The sequence below is a fragment of the Streptomyces sp. KL109B genome (genome assembly GCF_030766935.1).
In the GTDB taxonomy this organism is placed as follows: Bacteria; Actinomycetota; Actinomycetes; order Streptomycetales; family Streptomycetaceae; genus Streptomyces.
This window is the reverse complement of record NZ_JASERL010000001.1, coordinates 1,123,868-1,148,960: the sequence shown is the minus strand read 5'-3', so window position 1 is coordinate 1,148,960 and position 25,093 is coordinate 1,123,868. Positions and strand designations below refer to the sequence as shown.

Sequence of the window (25,093 nt, the reverse complement as noted above, 5' to 3'; positions counted from 1 at the left end):
CGGCTCCCGGCCTGCGCGGCGCGTTCGGCCGGTTTCGTGGTGGGTCAGCCGAAGGAGCTGTTGAATCCCCAGAGCGTCTCGCCGGGCCGCTCGACCCGCTCCCGCAGCTCGCCCAACACCTCGCGCAGTACGGGGTGTTCGACAGCCGTCAGGTCCTTCAGGGCCAGCGTCGTCAGGTCGGGCAGCGGCCCTCCTGGAGCCCCGTCTGAAGCCCCTTCTGGAGCCCCTTCCGGAGGCCCTTCCGGAGGCCCTGCCGGCTCCCCTGTGGCGTCTCGCGGTTCGTCGTGTGCGTTCACCGTGTCCCCCTCGCGTCCCTTCGCCGACCGCTCACTCCAGTCACTCCAGCGCGGCCAGACGCTCTGCCGTGTCCCGAGCCGTCGGCGTTCCTGTACTCAGGCTGCCCTCCGGCAGCATCGACCATCCCGCGCGTGCCGCACGGTATGCCTCGCGGGCGGCCCTCGGGCGGGCCGCGGCCTCGTAGGACATGCCCCGCCAGTGCTGTGCCCGCGCGCCGAGTTCCACCGCTTCCTGGCGCCGCCCGCCGGTCTCCGCCTCCTCCGCGGCCTCGCGTGCGCAGTCGGCCGCCGCCCGGAACGTCTCCACGGCCTCGTCGAGGCGGGCGGGGCGGCCGAGGCTCCGGTACGCCTCGTACTGCACCTCGCCGAGATCCAGCCAGCACCGCGCCGCGAGCAGCGGGTCGTCGGCCTCGGCCGCGGCGAGCCCGAGGATGTGCTCGGCCTCCCGCAGGTCGACGCGGTCGGCACGCGCGCGGTAGCGGAGCATCAGCGCGCGGCCCAGGAGCAGCAGCCGGCCGGCCAGCCCGGGGCTGCCCGCGGGGGTCTCGGCGCGGCAGTCGCGGAGGATCCGGATGGCGCGGGAGACGTACTGCTGGGCCCGGTTTCCCGGCTCCAGTTCGGCGCGGCGCAGCAGGGCAGCGCCCCATTCGGCGAGTACGTCGACGTGGGCCGGGGTCTCCCGTGGCAGGCGGTCGGCGGCGTTGCCGAAGTTCCTTGCCGCTTCCTGGAGTTCGCCCGGATCGCCGGTCTCCTCGAAGCGCGCCACGTGGATGCGCCCGGTGCGCACCAGCAGGGCGGCCCGGGTGGCCTGTTCCGTGGCGAGCGGCAGCGTCGCCTCGACGCGCGCCTGCGCCTCGTCCAGGGCGCCGCCCGCCGCGAGGAGGGCGTCCACCAGGTCGAGGGCGATCCGGTCCCTCGGCAGGGCGGCGATGGCCTCCGGGTCGCCGTCGAGGCCCTCGCGCAGGGACTGCGCGCTCTGCTCCGCGTACCGGCGGGCCTGTTCGCGGTCGGAGGTCACGCCGGACAGCCGCAGCAGTATCCGGCCGTGGGCGAGCGGCAGTTCGGGCGGATGGCGGTGTCCCGGCCAGGCGTCGACGAACGCCTCCAGCATGCCGACGGCTCCCTGGAGCAGCGCGCTGTCGCCGCCGAGCCGCCACTGCGCCTCCAGGGCGCCGACCCGCTCCAGCGTGAGGCGCAGCGCCTCCTGTTCCTCCAGGTCGGGCGCGGAGCACGCCACCGCGTACTCCCGGTCGGCCCGTTGCAGCAGTTCGAGGGCGCCGCGCCGGTCGCCGCGCCGCCTGCGGTCGGTGGCGGCGGTGCTCAGCACGCGCGCGAGGACGGCCCGTTCGCGCAGCGCGTGCGGGTGCGCGGAGGCGCGCTCCGCCGCCCGCTCCGCCTCGCGCAAGAGCTCGGCGCCGCCCTGCACCTCCCACAGGCGCAGCACGCAGTGCGCGTACTCGGCCCACAGCTCGAAGTTCCGGTCCGCCTGCGGCTCGTGTTCGGTGGCGCCGCGCAGCAGCTGCACGGCGTCGATGAGGTCCTGCACCATGCCCGCCCCGTCGAAGCGCGCGGCGAGCTCGCGGGCGCGGGTGACGGCGGAGTGCGCGGGCGGCGCCTCCTGCGGTCCGTCGTGGCCCCCGGCCCCGTACTGGGCGAACTGTTCCGGCAGCGGCATGAAGCGCTCCAGGACCCTGGCGGCGACCTCGGCGAAGGGCTGCGGCACGAGGTCCTCGGCGCTGTGCTCCCCGTTCTCGCCGCCGACGCCGTGCGCGGACCGGTATCCGGAGCCGGACGGGCGCCCCGGGCCGCCGGCCCCTCCCGCGCCTCCTCCGCCGCTTCCCGCGCCGCCTTCACCGCCGCTGTCGCCGTCGCCGAGCTGGGCGAGCGCGAGGGCCGGGAAGTTGGGGCCGCCCTTGCCGAAGCGGGCCTCGATGTACTCCGAGCAGTGCTTGAGTACGAGCACGGCCTCGTCCCTGCCGAGCGGCCCGAGCAGCGCTTCTTGCACGCCCGGCGCGAACTCGTACCACTGGACGCCGTCGCCGCCGCCGTCCCCGTGGTCCTCCTTGGCGCGCGTGAGCAGCCCGCTGAGCAGCACCTCGGCCAGTTCGGACGGGCCTGAGCCGGGCAGCATGGTCCGCTGCACCAGCTGCATCACCGGCAGGCACAGCGGGGCGGCCGCCAGGAATCCGGCGAGCCGTCCCGCGTCCGGAGAGGCCGTGGAGCGGAACCGGGAGACGAGTTCGAGCACGGAGGGCCGCTGCGCCTGCCGCCCCACGGGCGCCTGCCGCTGGTCCGCCCTGACCCAGCCGACGGCCCCCGAGACGGGCCCCGCCCCGGCCCCCGAGAGCAGCCGCGCCCACGCGCCGAGCGCCACCGGCTCCGGCGGCAGGACGGGCACCGGGAGGGCGCCCGCGCGGGCCTGCGCCGGGGGCCCGGACGCCGTGCGCACGCGCAGCGCGGCGGCCCCGCCCACGGCGTCGCCGCGGCTCAACTCCCCGTACGAGACCGGGAGCCGGGTCCGGTTCCACATGCGCTGCGGCAGTGGCTGGAGCACGGCGGCGGGGGCCTGCCTGGCCAGTTGGTGCAGCAGGCGGTGGGCCCGGCCGCTGCGCCACAGCGGGCCCGCGCAGTCGCTGACGAGGACGGCGACCTGGCGGCCCGAGGGGTCGCTGAGCCGGTCGGTCGAGTGCAGGGGCGCCGCGTACAGCTCGGGGCTGCGGCTGACGGCGGCCTCGGCGTCCGGGCCCTCGTGCAGATAGCTGACCTGGATGTCCCAGAAGGCGCCCAACTGGCCGAAGACCTGCTCCAGTTCCGCGAACATCCGGTCCCACACGCGCATCGACGAGGAGGCGTCCATGACGAGGTGCAGCCGGGCGTCGGCGCGGGTCACCGCGCGGAACACGGGCAGCACGAGGCCGCCCGCGCGGGCGGTGCGCTCCGCGGTCGCCGTCTCGTCGAGCACCTTGCGCAGCGGCGGGGCGGCGCTGCGGTAGCCCTGCAACGGCCGCAGCGCGCGCTGGAGTTCGAGCGGGGCGGGGAACGCGGGCGCGGCGGGGACGCCGATGGGGAGCGGGGCGGCGCGGCCACCGGCGCGCGGTCGGTCCTGGCCGGAGCGCGGCACCGGGTACAGGGCGACCCGACGGTCGGCGCCCTCGCCGCGCGGTCGCGGCGTCGGCGGCTCGGTCGCGGGCTCCGGCGGCTCGGTGTGCGGGGTGACCGGCGACGGCGTCGGCCGCGCCCCTTCGCGGGTGGGCCGCTCGCCGGGCGCGGGCTCCTCCTCGTCCGCGGCGCGCGCCGCGCGGGCGTACCGCGCCAGCCACAGGGCGTCGCACAGGCCTTCGGCGTCGGGGTCGAGCCCGATCTGCCGCAGCCTGGTGATGAGTTCGGCGACAGGGTCGCCGCCCTGGCGTCCGGGTTCCGAGGGCGAACCGGGACCCTGACGCGCCGTAGCGTCGGGGGTCACCGCTTCACCTCGGGCGGTCGAGTCGCTGGATCAGGAGGTCGGCGAGCCGGTCGCGGCTGGTGGGGGTGGCCGCGTCGGTGAGGTACAGCGCGTTCAACAGCTGGTCGGCGGCGAGGAGTTCGCTGCGGGAGCGCTCCAGGAAGCGGCTGATCAGGTCGTCGCCCGAGCGCGCCGCCTCGTCGCCGAGGTGGGCGCGTACGAAGGTGGCGAGCCGGTTGTGGTCGGGCCTGCCGAGTTCCAGGTGGATGCAGCGGCGCATCAGCGGGGCGGGGAAGTCGCGCTCCCCGTTGCTGGTGAGGACCACGAACGGGAAGGCGTTGCAGCGCACCCGGCCGTCGCGGACGCGCACCTTGACGCCGTCGGCGGTGAGCACTTCGGCCTCCCCTTCGGGGAGGCGGTCGGCGACCCGCTCCAGCTCGGGGATCGCGAACTCGCCCTCCTCCAGCACGTTCAGCAGGTCGTTCGGGAGGTCGATGTCGCTCTTGTCGAGCTCGTCGATCAGCAGCACGCGCGGCGTCGGCGACGGCAGCAGCGCCGTCCCGAGCGGCCCGAGCCGGATATAGCTCCCGATCCCCTCGACGGCCCCCGGCGACCCGGCCGCGGCCCCGAACCCGCCCTGCGCCGCGATCTGCACGTCCTGGAGGCGGGCGATCGCGTCGTAGTGGTAGAGCCCGTCCTGGAGCGTGGAGCGGCTGACGATGGACCAGCGCAGTACGTTGCCAAGACCCAGCTCGTACGCCACCGAGTGCGCGAGGGTGCTCTTTCCTGCGCCGGGGCTGCCCGTGACGAGCAGCGGGCGGCGCAGATACAGCGCCGCGTTGATCATTTCGAGCTCTTCGGCGCCGGGCCTGTGCAGCTCCGCCAAGTGCCGGTTCGCGCCGAGCCTGCGGTCCTCGGAGCCGTCGCCCGCGCCCGATTCCCGCCCCTGTCGCCCCGAGAAGTCGCGCCAGGGCGGCGGCGGGGGCAGGCGGTCGAGGCCCTCGTGGGGTTCGCCGGCGCCACGGTAGATGAGCCACTCACTGGATTCGGTCATGATCCGGTCCTCGTCGTCACTCGTCGTCCAGTCGTCACTCGTCGTCCAGCAGGGCAGGCGATGGGACGTGCCTCACGGTATCGATGCTTCGTGGCGCTGGTAAGGGCCCCGTGGAGAGGTGACCGGAAGGACTCCGCGGCGGCCGTGGGGGCCACGGCGGGCATACCCGACGGCATCACGGCGCCTCCAGGAGTTCTCCGGTGCCCGGCAGGGGCTGGTTCGGGTCGTCGTAGAACAGGGCGATGCCGTCGGCCCAGTACGCCTCCGTGCGGCTCGCCACGAGTTTGCGGCGCAACTCGTGGACACGCTCGGGGAGTTGCCGCGCCCCGCGCGCGTCCGCGACCGTGACGGCGGCGCCCCGGTGGAACTCGCCGCAGACCGCGGCCGAGCGGGCCGGGCCGCGGCGCCACAGGGCCACACCGAAGCCGCCCAGCAGTATCCGGGCCAGGGCCTCGGTGTCGTCCTCGTAGCGGTGCTCTCCGTAGCGACACATCACTGGTACGGATCCGGGCGACAGATTTCGCAACTCCCCGCTCTCCGGTACGGGCCTCGGCACGCCGTCGTCGCAGTCGAGGATCTCCGCGCGGGCGCTGTGCGCGTGCAGCCAGCGCCAGCGGTCGGCGCGGTCCGCGTCCCACTCGGGCGAGCCCGGGTCGAACTCGACGAACCCGCGCTCCCCCGGCAGCCGGTCCCGGTCCCCGCAGCGCAGCACGACGGGGCCACGCACGCCGAGCGGCGGTTCGTCGGGCCGCAGCCGCCAGCCGTCCACCGGCAGGTCGAGGCGGTTGTGCGGCAGCACCACCTGGAGCACGGCGGGCCAGTCCGGCTCGTCGCACTGCCGGAAGGCCTCCGCCAGGGGCGCGGCGAGCCGCTCGGCGAGCGCTTCGGTCGGGGTGCGCTCCTCCTGGCGCACGCAGTCGCGGGCGCCGTCGGGCCTGGTGACGTACAGCTGCCAGTCCCAGTGCTCGCGCTCCCAGCCGCGCTCGACGAGTTCGAGGAGGGCGGAGGGGCGGGGCGCGCGGTCCGCGGTCCGCTCCGGGCGCGCGCCGGGCGGCCTGCGGTCCTTGAGGCGCGTGATGCGCTGCTTCTCGATGCGCCGTCGGCGTGCCGTGTCGAGCCACCCCTCGGCGGTCTGCCGCACCCAGTCCCACAGGGCCTCCTCGGCGGCCGCCGTGCCCGGCGTGACGAACGGCCGCTCGGCCGACAGGGCCCGCATCGCGTAGTCGAGCACGAGCCCGCGCACGCCGTCGTCGCTCGCGCCCTCGTACAGCGCCCCGAGCCCGTCCCGCCAGCCGCGCGGGGACGGCAACGGGGTGCTGCCCTCGAACTCCGGGAGCGAGTCCAGGATGTCGAGCAGATTGCGGGTGCTGACCGGCGGCGGCAGGTCGGCGAGGCGGCCGAGCAACTGGACGCGCTCGCCCGCGGTGAGCGTCCGGCCCGGCCGCGCGCCGAGCCGGCTCTGCACATCGGCCCACGTGTCGCGGTCGGGGTGGGACTGCCGCTGGCGGTCCCGGTGGTAGCGGTCGTGGGCGTGGCAGACGGCCTGGTAGAGGTCGTCGTGCTCGGCCCGCACGGCCTGCCCCGGCACCGGGTCCGGCAGCGTGCGCAGATGCTCGATCCCGATGGACGTGCCGCCCCGCCCGTGATCCGCGCGCGACTTCAGTACGCCGATGACCTCGCCGCGCACCGGGTCGACGACGGGGCCTCCGGAGATCCCGTACGGGAGGTCGTTCTCGCCGAGGCGCAGCTGCACCCCGGGCGACCAGTCACCGATGGTGCCCTTGACGGCGATCGGTCCGTCGAGCCTGCACAACCGTCCGTCGACGACGGTCCATCCGGCGTAGAAGACCTCCCCCTCGCTGTAGTACGCGGCGGGCCGCTCGGCTACGTAGACGCATTCGTGGTCGACGGGTTCGCGCAGCCGCACGAGGGCGAGGTCGGGTGCGGGCCAGCTGCCGGGGATCGCCTGTTCGATGTGCTCGGGGAGGGTGGCGACGACCTCCGCCGGCACGAGGGAGGTGCCGTGTCCCGGTCCGGTCTCGTAGGCCACCGCCAGCTCGCCCCCTCCTCCGCCGCGCGCCACGTGTGCGCAGGTCAGCACCCAGTTCGGGGCGACGAAAAAGCCGCTCCCGACGAAGCTTTCGGGTCCGTCCGCTGCATACCCGGCCCTCGTGCGATGAATGCGCACGGTCGACGCCATGACGAGGCCACGCAGCGCATGGAGGGCGGCATCCCGCGTCCCCGACGCGCCCCCGTCGCGCCCTGGTGTCATGCTCCGGCCCCGGTGCCGGTCGGATCGACTCCCCCGTGCGCCGGGGCGCCGGGGGGTGCGCCGGGGGCGGGCTCTTCCGGGTCCTCCAGGTCGGGGGGTCCATCGTTCCAGGTCAGCGTGACCTTGATGCCCGCCTTGGCCTCACCGTCCGCGAGCAGCCCCACGACCTTGCCCGCCTTGGCCGTGAGCTCGACGCCGAACTCGACGCTCACCTCGTCGGGGCGCACGGCGCGCAGCGGCCGCGCGAGGGAGCGCGCGACTCCCGTCACGAGTGCGTTCAGACTCTCGACGCTGGCCTCCACACGGTCCGTGAACGCGGTGTCGGTGTACGACAACTCCCCTTCACGCACGGCCAGTTCATCGATCTCGCCGGAGATCCGGGCCCACACCGGAGTCCCGTCCGGCAGCGCGATCCGCGCGACCTTGGTCGCTTCCTGCCCCATACCGATCCCCCGTTTCCCGTTCCCCCGTGGCTCCCTTGCGGGACAAGGGTCCTTCCCTGCCGGGGCGGGGGCTACCCCTCGGGCGGGCTCCAAGGTCGGCGCTCCCCATACGCTTGGTGGGCAGTCACACCCCGCCCGCGCACCCGCGTGGGCCCCGCACGCAGGAGAAACAGCCCCATGTACTTCACGGACCGCGGCATCGAAGAGCTGGAGAAGCGGCGCGGCGAGGAGGAGGTCACCTTCGAGTGGCTCGCCGAGCAGCTGCGGACCTTCGTCGACCTCAACCCGGACTTCGAGGTCCCGGTGGAGCGCCTCGCCACGTGGCTGGCGCGGCTCGACGACGAGGACGACGAGGACGAGTAGGCGGCCTCTTTACGCGCGCGTGGGCGTCGGCCAGTACGCGCGCGTGGGCGTCGGTCAGTCGCGTTACGCACGCGGGGTGGCGGTCAGTCGCGGGCCGCGCGCACCCTCTCGTACGCGAATCCGAGCGCCCCGTGCAGCAGGAGCAGCGCCCCCGCGGTGGTCCAGCCGCCGCTGCGGCGGCGCAGTCCGTGCACGGTGAGCGGCAGCCCCGCCGCGAGCTGCGCCGCGGCGAGCAGCCGGGCCCTGGGGCCGCGCAACCAGGCGCCGAGGCTCGTGGCCTCCATGACGTCGAGCTCGGCGTGCACGGCGTCGCGCCAGCCCGACCAGGTGATCTGCCGCGCGTCCGGCTGGATCCGGGCGACCTCGCGCAGCCGGTCGGCCGGTTCGCCGGGGGTGAGGCCGGTGGGGAGGGTGAGGCCGGTGCGGGTGAGGACCGCGAGGAGGCCGAGCATGCGGGCGCGCGCGTCGGCGTCGCTGTCCGGTTTCGCGAGCGCTTCGAGGGCCTGCAGATCGAGTACGGGGTCCAGGCCGAGCCGCGCGGCGAACGTGCGCAGCGCCTCCCCCTCGCCGACCGGGGTGCCGTTCGCGAGCCACTCGTAGCCGACGGGGCGCCGGAAGCCGGAGGCCAGGGTGAATCCGCTGCGGTCGGCGTCCCACCACAGCGCGAGCACCGGCCAGTTCGAACCGACGGCGAGCGCCCCGGCCCAGCCGCCGAGCACCCGGTCGACGGGTTCGCCGCCGCCGTCCTCCATGGACAGCCACGGCTTCGACTCGGGCACGAGGACGCTCCACTCTGGCCCGGACCTGGTGAGCAGCATCCGCTCGCGCAGCAGTTGGGCGGCGGGTCCTACGACGGACGGTTCGGCGCGGCAGAGCAGCAGCGCACCGGCGGGTTCGAGGGACGACATGGCCCCACGCTAGGACAAGTTCGGGCATTTACGCAGCAATTGCTCACCCGTGCACGGCGGGGGGGGCGCCGCCCCGCTCCGAACTTTCGCGACACTCTTGACTTCCCGGATCCGCGATATATCGTGTTTGACAGGGGACGCGATATGGCGCGTTCACTCCGAGCGTCGAGGAGGTCGCACCATGCCCGAGTGGTCCGTCACGGAGCCGCGGAAACTCGTCTTCGACGAGCCGGTGTCGGCCCTGCAGGTACGCGTCGTGAACGGCGCGGTGAACGTGGTGGGGACGACCGAGACCACGGCCCGCCTGGAGATCTCGGAGCTCGAGGGCCCGCCCCTGCGGGTGACGCAGCAGGACGGCACGCTCTTCGTCGGGTACGACGACCTACCCTGGAAGGGCTTCCTCAAGTGGCTCGACCGCAAGGGCTGGCACCGCAGCGCGGTCGTCTCGCTCGCGGTCCCGGCGGACACGCGGGTCGAGGTCGGCGTGGTCGGCGCGGGGGCGGTCATCTCGGGCACCGAGGGGCCGACGGAGGTGAAGGGCGTCACCGGCGACACGACACTCGTCGGCGTCACCGGCTCAGTGCGCACCAGCACGGTCTCCGGCGCGGTCGAGGCCCAGGCGGTCACGGGCGACCTGCGCTTCAACTCGGTCTCCGGGGACCTGACCGTGGTCGAGGGCTCCGGCTCCTTCGTGAAGGCGGACACGGTGAGCGGCTCGATGATCGTGGACCTGGACCCGGCGGGGCCCACGGACGTGAGCCTGACCAGCGTCTCCGGCGAGATCGCCATCCGCATCCCGCACCCGGCGGACACGGAGGTCGAGGCGAACACGGCGAGCGGAGCGGTGTCGAACGCCTTCGAGGACCTGCGGGTGGCGGGCGCCTGGGGCGCCCACAAGATCACGGGCCGGCTCGGCGCAGGCACCGGAAAGCTGAAGGCGACGACGGTCTCCGGCTCGATCGCCCTCCTCCGCAGGCCGCCTTCGGAGGGGGTGCCGGGCGCTGCCGGGGGCGAGGACGCCCCGACCCCGCACGATGCCGACCCCTCCGACAAGAAGGTGCTCTGACGTCACCGTTCCCCGGCCTGAAGGCCGGGGCCTGCACCTCAGCTGAGGTGCGGGCCGTGTGACCAGCACCAGCCATCACGAACAAGGAGGTGAACTTGATGGCTACGTTTCACGCAGGAGAGAAGACTCATCGCTCTGTGCCTCCTCAGCAGAGCGCTCTGAAATCCGTGCCAGTAGACAACCCTAGGAACAGGGACGAAACGGGGTACGGACGCCGCACCAGTGCGGCATCCGGCGTGGACCATGTGCGAGAGGAGATCGCCGTTGCTTCACCTGGCGACGGCGGCGTCACCCCCGTACCTCTGGTTCGGGAGGAGGACCGTGAGGTCCACCCAACCAGCATCCACCCATACGTTTTCGTACTCGACAAACACCACAAGCCGCTCCAGCCCTGCCACCCCGCACGGGCCCGCAAGCTCCTGGCGAAGGGCCGGGCCGTCGTGCACCGGCACACCCCGTTCGTCATCCGCCTCAAGGACCGCGCGGTCGAACAGAGCGAGATCGACGGAGTCGAGATCGGCATCGACCCCGGCTCCAAGCACACCGGCCTGGCCGTGTTCACCGCGCAGGTGGGCGAGCGCCGGGGCCGGTACAGCCTCCAGTTGGATCACCGGGGGGCCGCCATCCGCAAGAAGCTGGAGCAGCGGGCCGCCTACCGGCGTCGCCGCCGCAGCGCGAACCTGCGCTACCGGGCCGCGCGTTTCGACAACCGTACGAAGCCGAAAGGCTGGCTCGCCCCGTCCCTCAATCACAGGGTAGTCACCACCATCTCGTGGGTCGACCGCATCTCCCGCTGGGCGCCCGTCCGTGCCCTGCATATGGAGCGCGTCGCGTTCGACACCCACTCCATCAGCGCGGGCCGCCCGCTGGAGGGCGCCGAGTACCAGCACGGCACCCTGCACGGGTACGAGGTCCGCGAGTACCTCCTTGCCAAGTTCGGCCGAGCGTGCAGTTACTGCGGCACGACCGGAGTGCCGCTCAACATCGATCACGTACAGCCACGCAGTCGCGGCGGCTCTGACCGGATCTCCAACCTGGTCCTGGCCTGCATTTCGTGCAACCAGAAAAAGGGCAACCGGCCCGTCGAGGAGTTCGCCCCGAAGCGGGCTGCCGAAGTGCTGCGCCGAGCGAAGGCCCCTCTGCGTGATGCGGCGGCCGTGCAGTCCACCCGCTGGGCGTTGTGGCGAGCCCTCGACACCCGCCGGCCAACCCACGTCGCCTCAGGCGGGCGCACCAAGTACAACCGCACCCGCAACAACCTCCCGAAGACTCACACCCTGGACGCTATGTCCGTGGGCAAGCTCGACACCATCACCATCATCGTCAACCGGGTCCTGGTCGCCGGGTGTTCGGGACGTGGCACACACTGCCGGACGCGAACCGACAAGTACGGCTTCCCCAGACTGCGCATGCCAAGGAAGAAGCAGCACTTCGGATACGCCACCGGCGATCTCGTCCGCGCGGTGGTGCCCTCCGGCAAGAAGGCCGGAACCCACACCGGCCGGGTCGCCGTACGCAGCAGTGGAAGTTTCGACATCACCACCGGCCATGGCCGGGTCACCAAGGTCCACCACCGGCACGTCCAGCTCCTCCAGCGAGCCGACGGATACGCCTACACCAGCCAGCCCGAGCATTCCGACCTGTCGCTCTGGCGCTCCGCGCCGGAAGACCAAGGATGCGTTTCCACGGGGTCGCCACGCAAGGAGAACTGATGCCTCCCGTCTTCGCTCACGGCCGACTGCGCCTCTACCTCCTCAAGCTGCTCGACGAGGCACCGCGCCACGGATACGAGGTGATCCGCCTCCTGGAGGAACGCTTCCAGGGCCTGTACGCCCCCTCGGCCGGCACGGTCTACCCGCGCCTGGCCAAGCTGGAGTCCGAGGGCCTGGTCACGCACACCACGGAGGGCGGCAGGAAGGTCTACGCGATCACCGACGCGGGCCGCGCCGAACTGGCCGACCGCAGCGGCGAGTTGGCGGACCTAGAGCTGGAGATCCGCGAATCCGTGGCCGAGCTCGCGGCGGAGATCAGGGACGACGTGCGGGGCGCGGCGGGCGAGCTGCGCCGCGAGGTGCGCGCCGCCGCCTCCCAGACCCGCACGGGCCCGGCCGACTTCACGGACAAGGAGGCGTGGCGCGCCACCAAGGAGGAGGTGCGGCGCGCCAAGCACGAGTGGAAGGAGCAGGCGCGGCGCGCGAAGGACGAGAGCCGCCGGGCCCGCGAGGAGGCGCAGCGGGCGCGCCGCCAGGCCAAGGAGACGCAGGAGCAGGTGCGGGCGCAGGCGGCGGAGGACTTCCAGCGCATGGCCAAGCGCGTCCAGGAGCAGGTGCAGGACCACTTCACGCGCGGCGACTGGCCGACGGGTGTGCGTGAGGGCCTGACCGAACTGGCCAAGGAGTTCGGCGAGTTCGGCAAGTCCTGGGCCAAGCCCGAGCCGCAGTACCGTCCGCCGTCCGACGAGGTCCCCGCCGAGTACGTCCCGTCCTGGGCCTCGGAGGACCCCACGGACGACCCGGCCCGTGACCTGGACCGCCTCCTGGACCGTTTCCGCGACGACATCCGCGATGCGGCGCGCGACCACGGGGTGAGCGCCGATCAACTCCGTGAGACCCGCCGCCACTTGTCGGAGGCGGCGGCCCACATCGGGGTGGTGCTGCGCTCCCCGAGGGCGTAGCGACGCCCCCGGCCTCGGGGCTCCGCAACCGCAACACCGATTCGGCACGATCAAGCCCCGCCGGCGATTGAGGCGCGGGGCCCGGGGCAGAGCCCCGCAACCGCAACACCGATTCGGCACGATCAAGCCCCGCCGGCGATTGAGGCGCGGGGCCCGGGGCAGAGCCCCGCAACCGCAACACCGTCACGGCACGATCAAGCCCCGCCGGCGATTGAGGCGCGGGGCCCGGGGCAGAGCCCCGCGACCGCAACACCGTCACGGCACAACACGACGCCCCGCCCCCAAAAGGCTCACCCCGCCGACGCCTCCCCGTACAGCACCCGCTCCACCCCACCCGCACTCACCCCGTGCTCCGCCAGCACCTCGGACGCGATACCCGGGCGGGAGGTCAGGGCGAGGAGGAGGTGTTCGTCGCCGATCGCACGCTCCCGGCGGGCCACCGCGATCCGCAACGACGACTCCAGCACCCCCTTGGCCTCACGGGTGAGCGGCCGCCGCCCGCCGAGCCGCCGCCCACCGGCCAACACCCCCTCCCCGTGGTCCCGTTCGACCCGCGCCACGATCTCCTCCACGTCGATGCCGAACTCCGCCAACGCCTCGGCATCGGCCCGCGAAAGCCCCGCCCGCCGCCGCGCGACCGCGAGCGCCTGCCCCATCGACGTACGACGCTCCTCCGTATCCGCGCCGAGCGCCCCGAGCACGAACGTCCCACGCGTCCCGCTCCCGTCGAGGAGCGCGAGCAGCATGTGCCCCTCGTCGACCCGCTCCGCCCGCTCCCGCTCGGCCCGCGCGACGGCCCCCTTCACCACATCCCGCGCACCCTGGGTGAACCGCTCGAACACCGTCATCGCCTCCCGTACTTCTTGTGCACGGCCTGCCGACTGATCCCGAGTTCGGCCGCGATCTCCTGCCACGACCAACCCTGATTGCGCGCGCTGCGCACCTGTACCGCTTCCAACTGCTCAAGGAGCCGCCGCAACGCGGCGACCGCCCGCAGCCCGACCCGCGGATCGCGGGCCCCCGCCTGCTCGGCGAGATCCGTAGCCTCGGTCATACCGTCAATGTAAGTTGACAGGACGCGTGACGTCAACCCTGGTTGACACTCCGGGTACGAAAAAGGGCGCCCGGCCGAACCACCGGACGCCCTCCCCGCGCCGTCAGACGCTCAGCACGACCTTCCCGAACAGCTCGCCGCCGGCCATCTTCTGGAACCCCTCCCGCGCCCGGTCCAAGGGCAGCACCTCGTCGATGACCGGCCGCACCCCCGTGGCGGCACAGAAGGACAGCAGGTCCTCCAGCTCGTCCTTGGACCCCATGGTGGAGCCGACGACCTTGAGCTCGAGGAAGAAGATCCGGTTCAGCTCCGCAGCAGGCGGGTTCGGCCCACTCGTCGCGCCCGAGATCACCAGCGTCCCGCCCGGCTTCAGCGACTTCACGGAGTGCGACCACGTCGCGGCGCCCACCGTCTCGATCACCGCGTCCACCCGCTGCGAGAGCCGCGCCCCCGTCTCCACGGCCTCCACGGCGCCGAGTTCGAGCGCCCGCTTCCGCTTCGCCTCGTCCCGGCTGGTCGCGAAGACCCGCAGCCCCGCCGCCTTGCCGAGCACGATCGCGGCCGTCGCGACCCCGCCGCCCGCGCCCTGCACGAGAACCGAGTCACCGGGACGTACGCCCGCGTTGGTGAAGAGCATCCGGTACGCGGTGAGCCACGCGGTCGGCAGGCACGCGGCCTCCTCGAAGGACAGCTCCTTCGGCTTGCGCAGCACGTTCCACTCGGGCACGGTGACCTGCTCGGCGAAGGTGCCCTGGTACTTCTCGGTGAGGATGGAACGCTTCTCGCGCGGCCCGACCCCGTAGCCGGTCTGGCCGATGACGGAGTGCAGGACGACCTCGTTGCCCTCGCTGTCGACCCCGGCGGCGTCGCAGCCGAGGATCATCGGCAGGGACTCCTCCCCGAGGCCGACCCCGCGCAGCGACCACAGGTCGTGGTGGTTGAGGGAGGCGGCCCTGACGTTCACGGTGGTCCAGCCGGGCCGGTTCTCGGGGGCGGGCCGCTCCCCCAACTCCAGGCCGTTCAGCGGCTGATCACGGTCGATGCGGGCTGCGTAGGCGGCGAACATGACCTTGACGATAGGCGCCGCGATCAAGCCGGGGAACCGCGCAACACTGTGACCCCAGTTACGACGAGACCCGCCCACGCACGACGAGACCCGCCCACGCACGACGGGGCCCGCTCGCGCACGACGGGACCCGCCCACGCACGACGAGCCCCCGCCCACGACGAAGGCCCCGCCGAAGCGGGGCCTCCACCGAACGAACCTGACCGACCTACGGCCTACGGCCTACCGGCGCGCGACACCCTCGGCCCGAGCGGCAGCGGCCACCGCCGCCGTGACGGCCGTAGCCACCCGCTCGTCGAACGGCGACGGGATCACGTACCCGGCGGCCAGCTCGTCGCCGACCACATCGGCGATCGCGTCCGCCGCGGCGATCTTCATGCCCTCGGTGATCCGGGAGGCCCGCACCTGGAGCGCGCCCGCGAAGATGCCTGGGAACGCCAGCACGTTGTTGATCTGGTTCGGGTAGTCCGAACGCCCGGTCGCGACCACGGCCGCGTACTTGTGGGCGATGTCGGGGTGCACCTCGGGGTTCGGGTTGGCCATCGCGAAGACGAAGGCACCCGGCGCCATGGAGGCGACCGCGGGCTCGGGGACCGTACCGCCCGAGACGCCGATGTAGAGGTCGGCGCCCGCGAGCGCGTCCTCAAGCGAGCCGCTCAGCCCCGCCTTGTTGGTGAGCTCGGCGAGCTCGCGCTTGACCGGCGTGAGGTCCTCGCGGTCCCGGCTGACGATGCCCTTGCGGTCGGTGACCGCGACGTCGCCGAGGCCCGCCTCGAGGAGGAACTTCGCGATCGCGACGCCCGCCGCACCGGCGCCGGAGATGACGCCGCGCAGCTCGCCGAGCTCGCGCCCGCTGAGCTTCGCCGCGTTCTTCAGGGCGGCCAGCGTCACGACGGCGGTGCCGTGCTGGTCGTCGTGGAAGACCGGGATGTCGAGGCGCTCCTGGAGCTTCTTCTCGATCTCGAAGCAGCGCGGCGCCGAGATGTCCTCCAGGTTCACGCCGCCGAAGGACGGCGCGAGGCGCACGACGGAGTCGACGATCTCGTCGACGTCGTTCGTCGCGAGCGCGAGCGGCACCGCGTCCACGCCGCCGAACTGCTTGAAGAGAATGGCCTTGCCCTCCATCACCGGGAGGGATGCCTCGGGACCGATGTCGCCGAGTCCGAGGACGGCCGAGCCGTCCGTCACGACAGCCACGACGCTCGACTTCCACGTGTAGTCGTGGACGAGCTCCGGCTGCTCGGCGATCGCGCTGCACACCTTCGCGACGCCGGGCGTGTACGCCAGGGACAGGTCGTCCTTGTCGCGGACCGGCACGGTGGCCTGCACGGCCATCTTGCCGCCACGGTGCAGCGCGAAGGCCGGATCGAAGGGCTCGTCGGAGCCCTCGTTGCCGGTACTCGCGTCGCTGCGAGGGTTGACGATCTCCGCTGCCACTTTTCTGACCCCTTAAGTCATGTTGCACAGGTTGAGGGTGGTTCCGTCCCTGATTGAGGAACGGGCGGGCACCGTGCGCGTACCGGACGGTCCCGTTGTGGGGCCGCCCACCGGCACGAACACGACGGGCGCGCCGCACGCGCGCCCTGAGCCCCGGATGAGGGGTGTAAGGATCCTTCTTACCTGACGGACGGTGCCGGGCACGAGCCCACCCGTGATCGATCACGCCCCGGTGACATGACTCATAGCCGAATATCTGGACAAGTCCTCAAGTCGGCCTCCCAAAGCAACGGAACTCCGCCCGAATCGTGAGACGGCGGACAGTCGGCCGGAGAATCTTCGGCCGTCGGCGACCGGACCCGCAGAAGATGTGGCCCCCATGCACCGTGATGTGCCCGGCCGTTGGCGTTCTTGGTTCACCCGTTATCCGATTTTGACATGGCTGACCTCCTGAACGGGCGAGTCCGAATGGCAAGATGCCGTCATCACACGAGGTCGCGACACCCGAAGGTGTGTGCCCATGCGACCAGCACGGCAACTCCCACACCCGGCCGGAGGAACCAACCATGACCGCAAGCACCACCCAGCGCACGACCGCGAAGTCCGCGAAGTCCCGGATAGCCGCGGTCGGCGCGATCGCGGTCGCCGGCACCCTGCTGCTGACCGGCTGCGGTGACCAGACCAAGGACGACTCCGGCAAGGCCGGCGGCTCGAAGTCCGCGCCGCTCGCGGACAAGCTCCCCAAGGAGATCCGCGACAAGGGCGTCATCCGCGTCGGTTCGGACATCGCGTACGCGCCCGTCGAGTTCAAGGACAAGTCCGGCAACGCGATCGGCATCGACCCCGACCTCGCGAAGGCCATGGGCAAGCAGCTCGGCGTGAAGTTCGAGTTCCAGAACGGCACGTTCGACACCCTGGTCACGGGCCTCAAGTCGAACCGCTACGACCTGGCCATGTCGGCCATGACCGACACCAAGGACCGCCAGAACGGCGTCGACTCCGACACCGGCAAGAAGGTCGGCGAGGGCGTCGACTTCATCGACTACTTCAACGCGGGCGTCTCGATCTACACCCCGAAGGGCAAGACCCAGGGCATCAAGACCTGGGACGACCTGTGCGGCAAGAAGATCGTCGTGCAGCGCGGCACGGTCTCCCACGACCTCGCCAAGTCGCAGGCCAAGAAGTGCAAGGGCGGCAAGCTCGGCATCCAGGCCTTCGACGACGACCAGCAGGCCCAGACCCGGCTGCGCTCCGGCGGCGCGGACGCCGGCTCCTCCGACTTCCCGGTCGCCGCGTACGCGGTGAAGACCGCGGGCGGCGGCAAGGCCTTCCAGATGGTCGGCGACCAGGTCGAGGCCGCCCCGTACGGCATCGCGGTCTCCAAGGACCAGAAGCAGCTGCGCGAGGCCGTCAAGGCCGCGATGGACGCGATCATCAAGAACGGCGAGTACGACAAGGTCATCTCGAAGTGGGGCGTCGAGGACGGCGCCGTGAAGTCGGCCGTCATCAACGGCGGCAAGTAACCACGCGCACCCGGTCGTTGACCGCACGCTCCACGTCATTGACCGCGCGGCACCCGGCCGTGGCGCCCGCCACGGCCGGCCGCGACGTCGTGAAAGGCAACATCCGTGTCTCCTGACATAGCCAAGACGGGCGGCGGCCCCCAGGACACGCCGCCGCCCGCGACCGCGCCGACCGCCATCAAGGCGATCCCGGTGCGGCACTACGGGCGGTACCTCGCGGCCTTCGTCGCCGTCGCCCTGCTCGCCCTGCTCGTGTACGCGTTCGCCCAGGGCGACATCAGCTGGGGCACCATCCCGGACTTCTTCTTCGACGACCGGGTCGTCACCGGCGCCCTGAAGACGCTGCTCCTCACCGTCCTCGCGATGGTGATCGGCATCGCCGGCGGCATCCTGCTCGCCGTCATGCGCCTCTCGAAGAACCCGGTGACCAGCTCCATCGCCTGGTTCTACATCTGGTTCTTCCGCGGCACCCCGGTCCTGGTCCAGCTGTTCATCTGGTTCAACCTGGGCCTGGTCTTCGAGTACATCAACCTCGGGCCGATCTACAAGGACTACTGGTCGTCCTTCATGACGCCGTTCCTGACGGCGCTGCTCGGCTTCGGCCTCAACGAGGCCGCGTACATGGCGGAGATCTGCCGCGCCGGTCTGCTCTCGGTCGACGAGGGCCAGTCGGAGGCCTCGCACGCGCTCGGCATGAGCCACGGCAAGACGCTGCGCCGCGTGATCATCCCGCAGGCGATGCGCGTCATCGTGCCGCCCACGGGCAACGAGGTCATCAACATGCTGAAGACGACCTCGCTCGTCTCCATGGTGCAGTTCAACGAGTTGTTCCGGGTCGCGCAGGACATCGGCCAGCAGTCCGGTTCCCCGGTGGAGCTCTACTTCCTCGCGGCCGCCTGGTACCTGATCATGACCTCGGTCCTCAGCGTCGGCCAGTACTACATCGAGCGGTACTACGCCCGCGGCTCCAGCCGCCAACTGCCGCTCACGCCCTGGCAGAAGCTGCGCTCCAGCGTCTTCTCCGTGCGCCGCCCGAAGGGAGCCCTGGGATGACCGAGTCCGCCATGGTCAAGGCCGAACAGGTCCACAAGTCCTTCGGTCACGTGCAGGTCCTCAAGGGCATCGACCTGGAGGTCAAGCAGGGCGAGGTGTTCTGCCTCATCGGCCCCTCCGGCTCCGGCAAGTCGACCTTCCTGCGCTGCATCAACCACCTGGAGAAGATCAACGCCGGGCGGCTCTACGTCGACGGGAACCTGGTCGGCTACCGGCAGCAGGGCGACAAGCTGTACGAACTGCGGGACCGGGAGGTCTCGATGCAGCGCCGCGACATCGGCATGGTGTTCCAGCGCTTCAACCTCTTCCCGCACATGACGGCCCTCGAGAACGTCATGGAGGCCCCGGTCCAGGTCAAGAAGCGGTCGAAGTCCGAGGCCCGCACTCAGGCCCAGGAACTCCTCGACCGCGTCGGCCTCGCCGACAAGGCGAACAACTACCCCTCGCAGCTCTCCGGCGGCCAGCAGCAGCGCGTCGCGATCGCCCGCGCGCTCGCGATGGAACCGAAGCTGATGCTCTTCGACGAGCCGACGTCCGCGCTCGACCCGGAGTTGGTCGGCGAGGTCCTCGACGTCATGCGCGACCTCGCCCAGTCCGGCATGACGATGGTCGTCGTCACCCACGAGATGGGCTTCGCCCGCGAGGTCGGCGACAGCCTGGTCTTCATGGACGACGGCGTGGTCGTCGAATCCGGCGACCCAAGAGAAGTCCTCACCAACCCCCAACAGGAACGCACCCAGTCCTTCCTGTCGAAGGTCCTGTAACCGGAACCTTCACGCCCAACTGCGCACATTCAAGCCCCTGCGGCGCTTGAGCAGTTCTTTTCAAGCCCCTGCGGCGATTGAGCAGTTCTTTTCAAGCCCCTGCGGCGATTGAGCAGTTCTTTTCAAGCCCCTGCGGCGCTTGAGCAGCGGGGTCCGGGGCAGCGCCCCGAGACCGCAACGCCGTCGCCGCGGGGGCTCACTTCACGGCAAGCACCATCGCATCGGACGGCGAACACCACACGGCTCGCGCCTCCCCGAACCCGGCTCCCCGCAACGCGGACCCGTGCCACGCCACCGACGGCGCATCCCCATCCGCATGCTCCCCAAAGATCTCGAACCGCCGCGCCGTAGGCCCCGCCAGCACCGGATCCTCCCCGGCCACCCGCCACCACTCCGCCCAATCCACCGCACCGGCCCCCTTGGCGGCGCCCATCCGCTCATGCCGCAGCGCCCGCTCCGCCGCATTGATCCGCGGCGTCGTCTGGTCGATCATGTGGTCCGCGTTCATGAAGACGCCGCCGTCCCGGACGAGCCCGGCGACCTGACCGTAGAGCGTCGCGAGGGGTTCGGAGTGCAACCAGTGCAGGGCGGTGGCGGTGAGCACGGCATCGTACGAGTCGTACGGCAGCGCCTCGGTCCACCGCGCATCCATGAGATCAGCGGCGACGAACTCGACCCGCCCATCCCCCTCGAACGTCCCCCGCGCGATGGCCAGCAACGCCGGATCGAGATCGACCCCCACACTGGTGGCACCGGGGAACCGCTTCAGCAGCCGGTCCGTGATACTCCCCGTGCCACACGCCAGATCGAGCACCCGCGGCGCCGGCCCGACAAAGGCCTCCACCATGTCGAGCATCACCCGGAACCGCTCCTCGCGGTCCGGCATGTACCACTCCTGCTGCCGGTCCCAGCTCTCCTGCCAGGCCCGCCAGTCGGTGGTACGAGTGTTGGCGACGGTCTCGGACATGCATCCTCCCGTAATACCCTGAACCCATAAGCGAGTATTACCCTCGCTCGCCACGACGATAGAGCGCCCCGGTAAGGACTACAAGTGGAACTGGCCTATTACTCGGACTACGCCGTGCGCCTCGTCAACACCGAGGAGCCGGTCCGCGGCAAGGACTCCCTGACCTCGGTGGAGGCGGTGCGCGAGCTCTTCGGCGCCAACCAGGAGGCGGCCCGCCGCGCCACGGAGGCCGACCTGACCCGCTTCAGGGGCGTACGAGGGCGGCTGCGCGCGGTGTTCGAGGCCGCCGACGGGGGCGACGAGGAACTCTCGGTGAACCTCCTGAACTCACTCCTCCTCGAATTCCCCGTGAGCCCGCAGATCTCCGGCCACAACCATCGCGACGACGACGGCCGCCCACTGTGGCACCTGCACCTCGCCGACCACCCGTCGAACGCGACGGCGGGATACGCCGCCATCGCCGCGATGGGCCTCGCCTTCCACCTCACCGAGTACGGCGTCGACCGCCTCGGCCTGTGCGAGGCGACGCCCTGCCGCAACGCCTACCTGGACACGTCCACGAACCGCTCACGGCGCTACTGCTCGGACCGCTGCGCGACCCGCGCCAACGTCGCCGCCTACCGCGCCCGCAAGCGCCTGGAGGCCGACCGGTCCGAGAGCACGGGACGTACCGCAGAGAAGACCCAGGACAGCACGGCCCCCACCGAACGCTGACCCTCCCCCTCCGCCCACGGCCTACGACGCCGCAGCCGGCCGCGCACCTTGGCGAGCACCAGCTCGTCCGGCACCACCCCGTACACCGTGCTGTCGCCCCCGGCGCCCGGGTTGTCGCCGAGCACCCACCAGCCGCCCTCGCGCCGCTCGGCGATCCGCTTCACCACCAGCAGGTCCTGCTGGAAGGGATGGCGCAGGACGACGACATCGCCCGCCCGTACCCGCGCGCCGTGCTGCACCAGCATCCAGTCACCGGGGTAGAGCGTCGGGACCATCGACGGCCCCTCCACCTCAATGATCTGAAACGGCACCTTCGCCTCGCGCATCTCCTCGATCGCCTCGGGCATCAGAAAACCTCCCCGGTTCCCACCGCTGCTCCCGCCGGCCCGCAGGCCCGGTGCCCCTTACGGTCCCATCCTCCACCAGACGTACGGGTCTGGGTCTCACCCCGGACTTTTGTCCTAAGCCGCCGGGGGCACCCGAGAAAACCCGTCCCGCACGGAGTAATGTCGCACCCGAGAAGACGATCACGAGGAAGGAACAGCTAGATGCTTTCCCGCCTGTTCGCCCCCAAGGTGAAGGCCAGCGCTCACTGCGACCTCCCCTGCGGCGTGTACGACCCGGCCCAGGCCCGTATCGAGGCCGAGTCGGTCAAGGCCGTCCAGGAGAAGATGGCCGGCAACGACGACCCGCAGTTCCAGACGCGTGCCATCGGCATCAAGGAGCAGCGCGCCGAGCTCGCCAAGCACCACGTCTCGGTGCTGTGGAGCGACTACTTCAAGCCCCCGCACTTCGAGAAGTACCCGGAGCTGCACCAGCTGGTCAACGACACCCTGAAGGCCCTCTCGGCCGCCAAGGGCTCGTCGGACCCGGCCACGGGCCAGAAGGCGCTCGACTACATCGCCCAGATCGACAAGATCTTCTGGGAGACCAAGAAGGCCTGACCCAGGCCCTGTTCACACCTGCGACCGGCGGACGGTGCACCTCCGCGGGTCCGTGAACTCCCCGAGGGGCCCGGCCGAGCGCACACCGCGCCCGGCCGGGCCCCTTCGGCGCTCGTACCCGCATCGCCCAGGACTCCAGGAGCACGTCCATGTCCCGCCGCCCCCGCGTCCTCTACGTCTCCGATCTCGCGTACGAGGCCCGTGGCCGCCGCTACTGCGACGAGGACATCCACCTCACGTCCCGGCTGCGCTCCGCCTTCGACCTCGCCCTGTGCCACCCCCTCGACGCCGCCGCGCTCATGGACGGCTTCGACGCCGTCGTGGTCCGCAACAGCGGACCGGTGCTCGGCTACCAGGAGGCGTACGACGCGTTCCGTACGCAGGCCCTGGCGCGCGGCACGAACGTCTACAACCCGCTGACCGGCCGCGCCGACATGGCGGGCAAGCAGTACCTCCTGGACCTGACCGCGGCCGGCCACCCGGTCATCCCGACGGTCGACCGGGCCGCTGACCTGGACCGGCTGCCGAAGGCCGACACGTACGTGGCGAAGCCGAAGCTGGGCGCGGACTCGGTGGGCCTGCGCTTCGTACCGGCCGCCGACCTCGCCGCACTCCCCTACGGAGACGGCGATCTGCTGGTCCAGCCGCGCGTCGACTTCCAGTACGAGGTCTCGTTCTATTTCGTCGACGACCAGCTGATGTACGCCTTGTACGCGCCCGATCCCGCGCGCCGCTGGGAGCTGCGCCCCTACGAACCCACCGCCGCGGACCGCGACTTCGCCCGCACCTTCGTCGAGTGGAACACCCTCCCGCACGGCATCCAGCGCGTCGACGCCTGCCGCGCCCCCGACGGCGAACTGCTCCTCGTAGAGCTGGAGGACCTCAACCCGTACCTCTCGCTCGACCTGGTCGACGAGGCGGTACGGGAGGCGTTCGTGGCGGCGATGGCGGCGTCGGTCCGAGCTAGCGTCTGAGGAGCGTCTGAGGAAGAGACCGCCCCCTCGGACGACCCACCCCACGCAGGGAGTTCGCACATGACCAGCACCACCGGCCTCACCGACCCCGCCGACCCGTCCGCCGCCCGCCCCGTCGTCGCCGTGCTCGGCACCGGGACCATGGGCGCGCCGATGGCCCGCAATCTGGCCCGCGCGGGCTTTCCCGTACGGGCCTGGAACCGGACCCGTACGAAGGCCGAACCGCTGGCCGCGGACGGCGTGACGGTCGCGGACAGCGCGTCCGACGCGGTCCGGGACGCCGATGTCGTCGTGACCGTGCTGCCCGACGGGCCGCGCACGCTGGACGTCGTCCGGGAGGCGACCCCGAAGCCCGGCACCGTGTGGGTGCAGTCCGGAACCGTGGGCGAGGGCATCGACGAGCTCGCCGAGCACGCGGCCCGCGCCGGGCTGCTCCTCGTCGACGCGCCTGTGCTCGGCACGCGGCAGCCCGCCGAGCAGGGCACGTTGACCGTGCTCGCGGCCGGTGCCGACACCACGCGCGCGATCGCCCAACCGCTGTTCGACGCCATCGGCTCCCGCACCCAGTGGGTCGGCGACGGCAGGCCGGGCCCGGCGAGCCGCCTCAAGCTCGCCCTCAACTCCTGGGTGATCGCCCTGACCACGGGCGTCGGCGAGGCCCTCGCGCTGGCCCACGGCCTCGGCGTCGACGCGGACGACCTGGTGGCCGCCGTCACCGGCGGCCCGCTGGACAGCGGTTACTTCCAGACCAAGTCCGCCGCCATCCGCGGCGGCGACTACACGCCGAGCTTCTCCGTGGACAACGCGGCGAAGGACGCGGGCCTGGTCCTCGAAGCGGCCGAACGCGCGGGCGTCCGCGTCGACGCCGTGTCGGCCGCCCGCGACCGCTTCCACCGCGCGTCCGAACAGGGCCGCGGAGCACAGGACATGGCGGCCACATACTTCGCGAGCTTCCCGGACGACACGAACGACTAGGGCCCTTCTGACGGATCAGGCTGGACGCGGGAGGCCGCGTCGTTCGGTTCCGCGAGCGTGCAGATGCAAGGCGGAGTAGGGCGTCAACGCGAGGGGGCACCTCCCGCCCGAGCCGTCGCGAAGCGCGGTTCGAGGGTGGGGGAGTTGGCAACCGACGACAACGCCGAGGGGGGTACCCCCTGCTCCTTAAGAGCTTGGGGGAGTGCGTGCCAGACCCCGCGACTCCGGCAAGATCCGTCAGAAGGGCCCTCAGGCCCGCCATGTGGATCGGGCCGGGCGGCGACGGCGCTACCGGCCCGCCGGCTCCCGCCACATGGGCCACATCGTCGGCCCGCCCGGCAGCTCGATCGGCGTCCCGGTGACGACGAACCCGAGCCGCTCGTACAGGCGCCGACTCCGCGGGCTACTGGCCTCCAGGTAGGCGGGCAGCCCCTCGCGGTCGCAGCGCTCGAACACCGGCGCCATCAACGCGGTCCCAAGCCCCTGCCCCTGCCGCGCGGGCGTGACGCCGATCATCCACAGGTAGACGTGCGCCCGCCCCACCGGGTGGGCCCGCGTGGTCCACCGGGCGATCTGCTCCACGCGTTCGTTGTCGGGATCGACGGCCGCCCGCACCTGCGCGGGCAGATCCTCGCCGCCCTCGTCCTCCGGCACGCCCGACATGTCCATCCACAGCGCGACGGCAGAACCGTCCTCGGCGAGATCGACGTACCCCTCCGCGAGCGTCGCGTCCGCGAACACCCCCATGAGCAGGGAGTGCCGCTCCCGCCGCCGCTCCTCACTGGGAAACACCCAGCCACTGACCGGATCGTCCATGAACGCCTCGTCCAGCAACCGCACCACCCGCTCCCGGTCCCCCACCCCGGCCCGCCGAATCCCCACACCCATCACGCCCACCCCTCACCAACACGCTTACGCTGCACGACGGTTGGCACTCTAAACGCCCACCCCCACCACCCCAACTCCCCACCCCCGACTCCCCACCCCTGGCGGCAGGCCGCACCCGCCTTGGGCAATCTGCCGCCTAGGGCGGCAGGGTGGGCAAGGCGGCCCCCGGTGCCGCGAACGCATCACGACGACGTAAACCCCGCCCCCGCCCCGCCC

The 25,093-nt window shown here is 71.9% G+C and carries 24 protein-coding genes; 11 read left to right on the top strand and 13 right to left on the bottom strand.

The window, feature by feature from the left end; genetic code table 11:
* Nucleotides 1-44 precede the first annotated feature (44 nt).
* From fxsA to RBJ65_RS05415, 5 genes are all read right to left on the bottom strand, one after another.
* The gene (gene fxsA / locus RBJ65_RS05435) at nt 45-296 is read right to left on the bottom strand and encodes an FxSxx-COOH cyclophane-containing RiPP peptide (protein WP_306321895.1); all 252 of its coding nucleotides are present in this window, start codon (nt 294-296) and stop codon (nt 45-47) included.
* Nucleotides 297-336: 40 nt separating this feature from the next.
* On the bottom strand, nt 337-3,759 hold the full coding sequence (locus tag RBJ65_RS05430; RefSeq protein WP_372342325.1) for an SAV_2336 N-terminal domain-related protein: 3,423 nt from the start codon (nt 3,757-3,759) through the stop codon (nt 337-339).
* Between the two features lie 4 nt (nt 3,760-3,763).
* Nucleotides 3,764-4,792 (bottom strand): MoxR family ATPase, encoded by a 1,029-nt coding sequence (locus RBJ65_RS05425; RefSeq protein ID WP_306323455.1) that lies wholly within the window; start codon nt 4,790-4,792, stop codon nt 3,764-3,766.
* Between the two features lie 175 nt (nt 4,793-4,967).
* Nucleotides 4,968-6,992, bottom strand: coding sequence for a trypsin-like peptidase domain-containing protein (locus RBJ65_RS05420; RefSeq protein WP_306323464.1), 2,025 nt, complete (start codon nt 6,990-6,992; stop codon nt 4,968-4,970).
* Between the two features lie 68 nt (nt 6,993-7,060).
* The gene (locus RBJ65_RS05415; RefSeq protein ID WP_306323454.1) at nt 7,061-7,507 is read right to left on the bottom strand and encodes a CU044_2847 family protein; all 447 of its coding nucleotides are present in this window, start codon (nt 7,505-7,507) and stop codon (nt 7,061-7,063) included.
* A gap of 177 nt (nt 7,508-7,684) precedes the next feature.
* Here RBJ65_RS05415 and RBJ65_RS05410 point away from each other — a divergent pair, with 177 nt between their 5' ends.
* Complete coding sequence (locus RBJ65_RS05410) at nt 7,685-7,870, top strand: DUF6104 family protein (RefSeq protein WP_010061466.1); 186 nt, start codon at nt 7,685-7,687, stop codon at nt 7,868-7,870.
* Between the two features lie 83 nt (nt 7,871-7,953).
* On the opposite strand, the gene RBJ65_RS05405 is transcribed toward RBJ65_RS05410, so the two are convergent.
* Nucleotides 7,954-8,778, bottom strand: coding sequence for a hypothetical protein (locus RBJ65_RS05405; RefSeq protein ID WP_306323453.1), 825 nt, complete (start codon nt 8,776-8,778; stop codon nt 7,954-7,956).
* A 181-nt stretch (nt 8,779-8,959) separates the two neighbouring features.
* Between RBJ65_RS05405 and RBJ65_RS05400 the strand changes: the two genes are divergently transcribed.
* From RBJ65_RS05400 to RBJ65_RS05390, 3 genes are all read left to right on the top strand, one after another.
* Entirely contained in the window at nt 8,960-9,844 is an 885-nt protein-coding gene (locus RBJ65_RS05400; RefSeq protein ID WP_306323452.1) for a DUF4097 family beta strand repeat-containing protein, read from the top strand.
* Nucleotides 9,845-10,146: 302 nt separating this feature from the next.
* Nucleotides 10,147-11,556 carry an RNA-guided endonuclease IscB gene (gene iscB, locus RBJ65_RS05395; RefSeq protein ID WP_306332112.1) on the top strand — a complete coding sequence of 470 codons (1,410 nt, stop codon included), beginning with the start codon at nt 10,147-10,149 and terminating at the stop codon, nt 11,554-11,556.
* Nucleotides 11,556-12,518, top strand: coding sequence for a PadR family transcriptional regulator (locus tag RBJ65_RS05390; protein ID WP_306323450.1), 963 nt, complete (start codon nt 11,556-11,558; stop codon nt 12,516-12,518). Before iscB ends, RBJ65_RS05390 begins: the two co-directional genes overlap by 1 nt.
* A gap of 290 nt (nt 12,519-12,808) precedes the next feature.
* Here the strand turns inward: RBJ65_RS05390 and RBJ65_RS05385 are convergent, their stop codons facing one another.
* From RBJ65_RS05385 to RBJ65_RS05370, 4 genes are all read right to left on the bottom strand, one after another.
* Nucleotides 12,809-13,360, bottom strand: a complete 552-nt coding sequence (locus RBJ65_RS05385) for a Clp protease N-terminal domain-containing protein (protein WP_306323463.1) — start codon at nt 13,358-13,360, stop codon at nt 12,809-12,811.
* Nucleotides 13,361-13,362: 2 nt separating this feature from the next.
* Nucleotides 13,363-13,572: a helix-turn-helix domain-containing protein gene (locus tag RBJ65_RS05380; protein ID WP_306323449.1), complete on the bottom strand. Its 210-nt coding sequence runs from the start codon at nt 13,570-13,572 to the stop codon at nt 13,363-13,365.
* Nucleotides 13,573-13,675: 103 nt separating this feature from the next.
* Nucleotides 13,676-14,638: a zinc-binding dehydrogenase gene (locus RBJ65_RS05375; protein ID WP_306323448.1), complete on the bottom strand. Its 963-nt coding sequence runs from the start codon at nt 14,636-14,638 to the stop codon at nt 13,676-13,678.
* Between the two features lie 222 nt (nt 14,639-14,860).
* Complete coding sequence (locus RBJ65_RS05370) at nt 14,861-16,075, bottom strand: NADP-dependent malic enzyme (protein WP_306323447.1); 1,215 nt, start codon at nt 16,073-16,075, stop codon at nt 14,861-14,863.
* 566 nt (nt 16,076-16,641) lie between these two features.
* Here RBJ65_RS05370 and RBJ65_RS05365 point away from each other — a divergent pair.
* The 3 genes from RBJ65_RS05365 to RBJ65_RS05355 all read left to right on the top strand — a co-directional run bounded on the left by RBJ65_RS05365 (nt 16,642) and on the right by RBJ65_RS05355 (nt 19,415).
* The gene (locus tag RBJ65_RS05365) at nt 16,642-17,598 is read left to right on the top strand and encodes an ABC transporter substrate-binding protein (protein ID WP_306323446.1); all 957 of its coding nucleotides are present in this window, start codon (nt 16,642-16,644) and stop codon (nt 17,596-17,598) included.
* Between the two features lie 105 nt (nt 17,599-17,703).
* Nucleotides 17,704-18,651, top strand: coding sequence for an amino acid ABC transporter permease (locus RBJ65_RS05360; RefSeq protein ID WP_306323445.1), 948 nt, complete (start codon nt 17,704-17,706; stop codon nt 18,649-18,651).
* Between the two features lie 11 nt (nt 18,652-18,662).
* Nucleotides 18,663-19,415 (top strand): amino acid ABC transporter ATP-binding protein, encoded by a 753-nt coding sequence (locus tag RBJ65_RS05355; RefSeq protein WP_306323462.1) that lies wholly within the window; start codon nt 18,663-18,665, stop codon nt 19,413-19,415.
* Nucleotides 19,416-19,611: 196 nt separating this feature from the next.
* On the opposite strand, the gene RBJ65_RS05350 is transcribed toward RBJ65_RS05355, so the two are convergent.
* Nucleotides 19,612-20,382: a trans-aconitate 2-methyltransferase gene (locus RBJ65_RS05350; protein WP_306323444.1), complete on the bottom strand. Its 771-nt coding sequence runs from the start codon at nt 20,380-20,382 to the stop codon at nt 19,612-19,614.
* Between the two features lie 84 nt (nt 20,383-20,466).
* Between RBJ65_RS05350 and RBJ65_RS05345 the strand changes: the two genes are divergently transcribed.
* Nucleotides 20,467-21,096 (top strand): CGNR zinc finger domain-containing protein, encoded by a 630-nt coding sequence (locus RBJ65_RS05345; protein ID WP_306323443.1) that lies wholly within the window; start codon nt 20,467-20,469, stop codon nt 21,094-21,096.
* Here the strand turns inward: RBJ65_RS05345 and sodX are convergent.
* Nucleotides 21,000-21,443 carry a nickel-type superoxide dismutase maturation protease gene (sodX, locus tag RBJ65_RS05340; protein ID WP_306323442.1) on the bottom strand — a complete coding sequence of 148 codons (444 nt, stop codon included), beginning with the start codon at nt 21,441-21,443 and terminating at the stop codon, nt 21,000-21,002. The two genes, RBJ65_RS05345 and sodX, sit on opposite strands and share 97 nt — an antisense overlap.
* Before the next feature lie 201 nt (nt 21,444-21,644).
* Here sodX and sodN point away from each other — a divergent pair, with 201 nt between their 5' ends.
* From sodN to RBJ65_RS05325, 3 genes are all read left to right on the top strand, one after another.
* Nucleotides 21,645-22,040 (top strand): superoxide dismutase, Ni, encoded by a 396-nt coding sequence (gene sodN / locus RBJ65_RS05335; RefSeq protein WP_306323441.1) that lies wholly within the window; start codon nt 21,645-21,647, stop codon nt 22,038-22,040.
* 149 nt (nt 22,041-22,189) lie between these two features.
* Nucleotides 22,190-23,014, top strand: coding sequence for a hypothetical protein (locus tag RBJ65_RS05330; RefSeq protein ID WP_306323440.1), 825 nt, complete (start codon nt 22,190-22,192; stop codon nt 23,012-23,014).
* 60 nt (nt 23,015-23,074) lie between these two features.
* On the top strand, nt 23,075-23,989 hold the full coding sequence (locus RBJ65_RS05325; RefSeq protein ID WP_306323439.1) for an NAD(P)-dependent oxidoreductase: 915 nt from the start codon (nt 23,075-23,077) through the stop codon (nt 23,987-23,989).
* A 288-nt stretch (nt 23,990-24,277) separates the two neighbouring features.
* Here the strand turns inward: RBJ65_RS05325 and RBJ65_RS05320 are convergent, their stop codons facing one another.
* Complete coding sequence (locus tag RBJ65_RS05320; RefSeq protein ID WP_306323438.1) at nt 24,278-24,877, bottom strand: GNAT family N-acetyltransferase; 600 nt, start codon at nt 24,875-24,877, stop codon at nt 24,278-24,280.
* Nucleotides 24,878-25,093 lie beyond the last annotated feature (216 nt).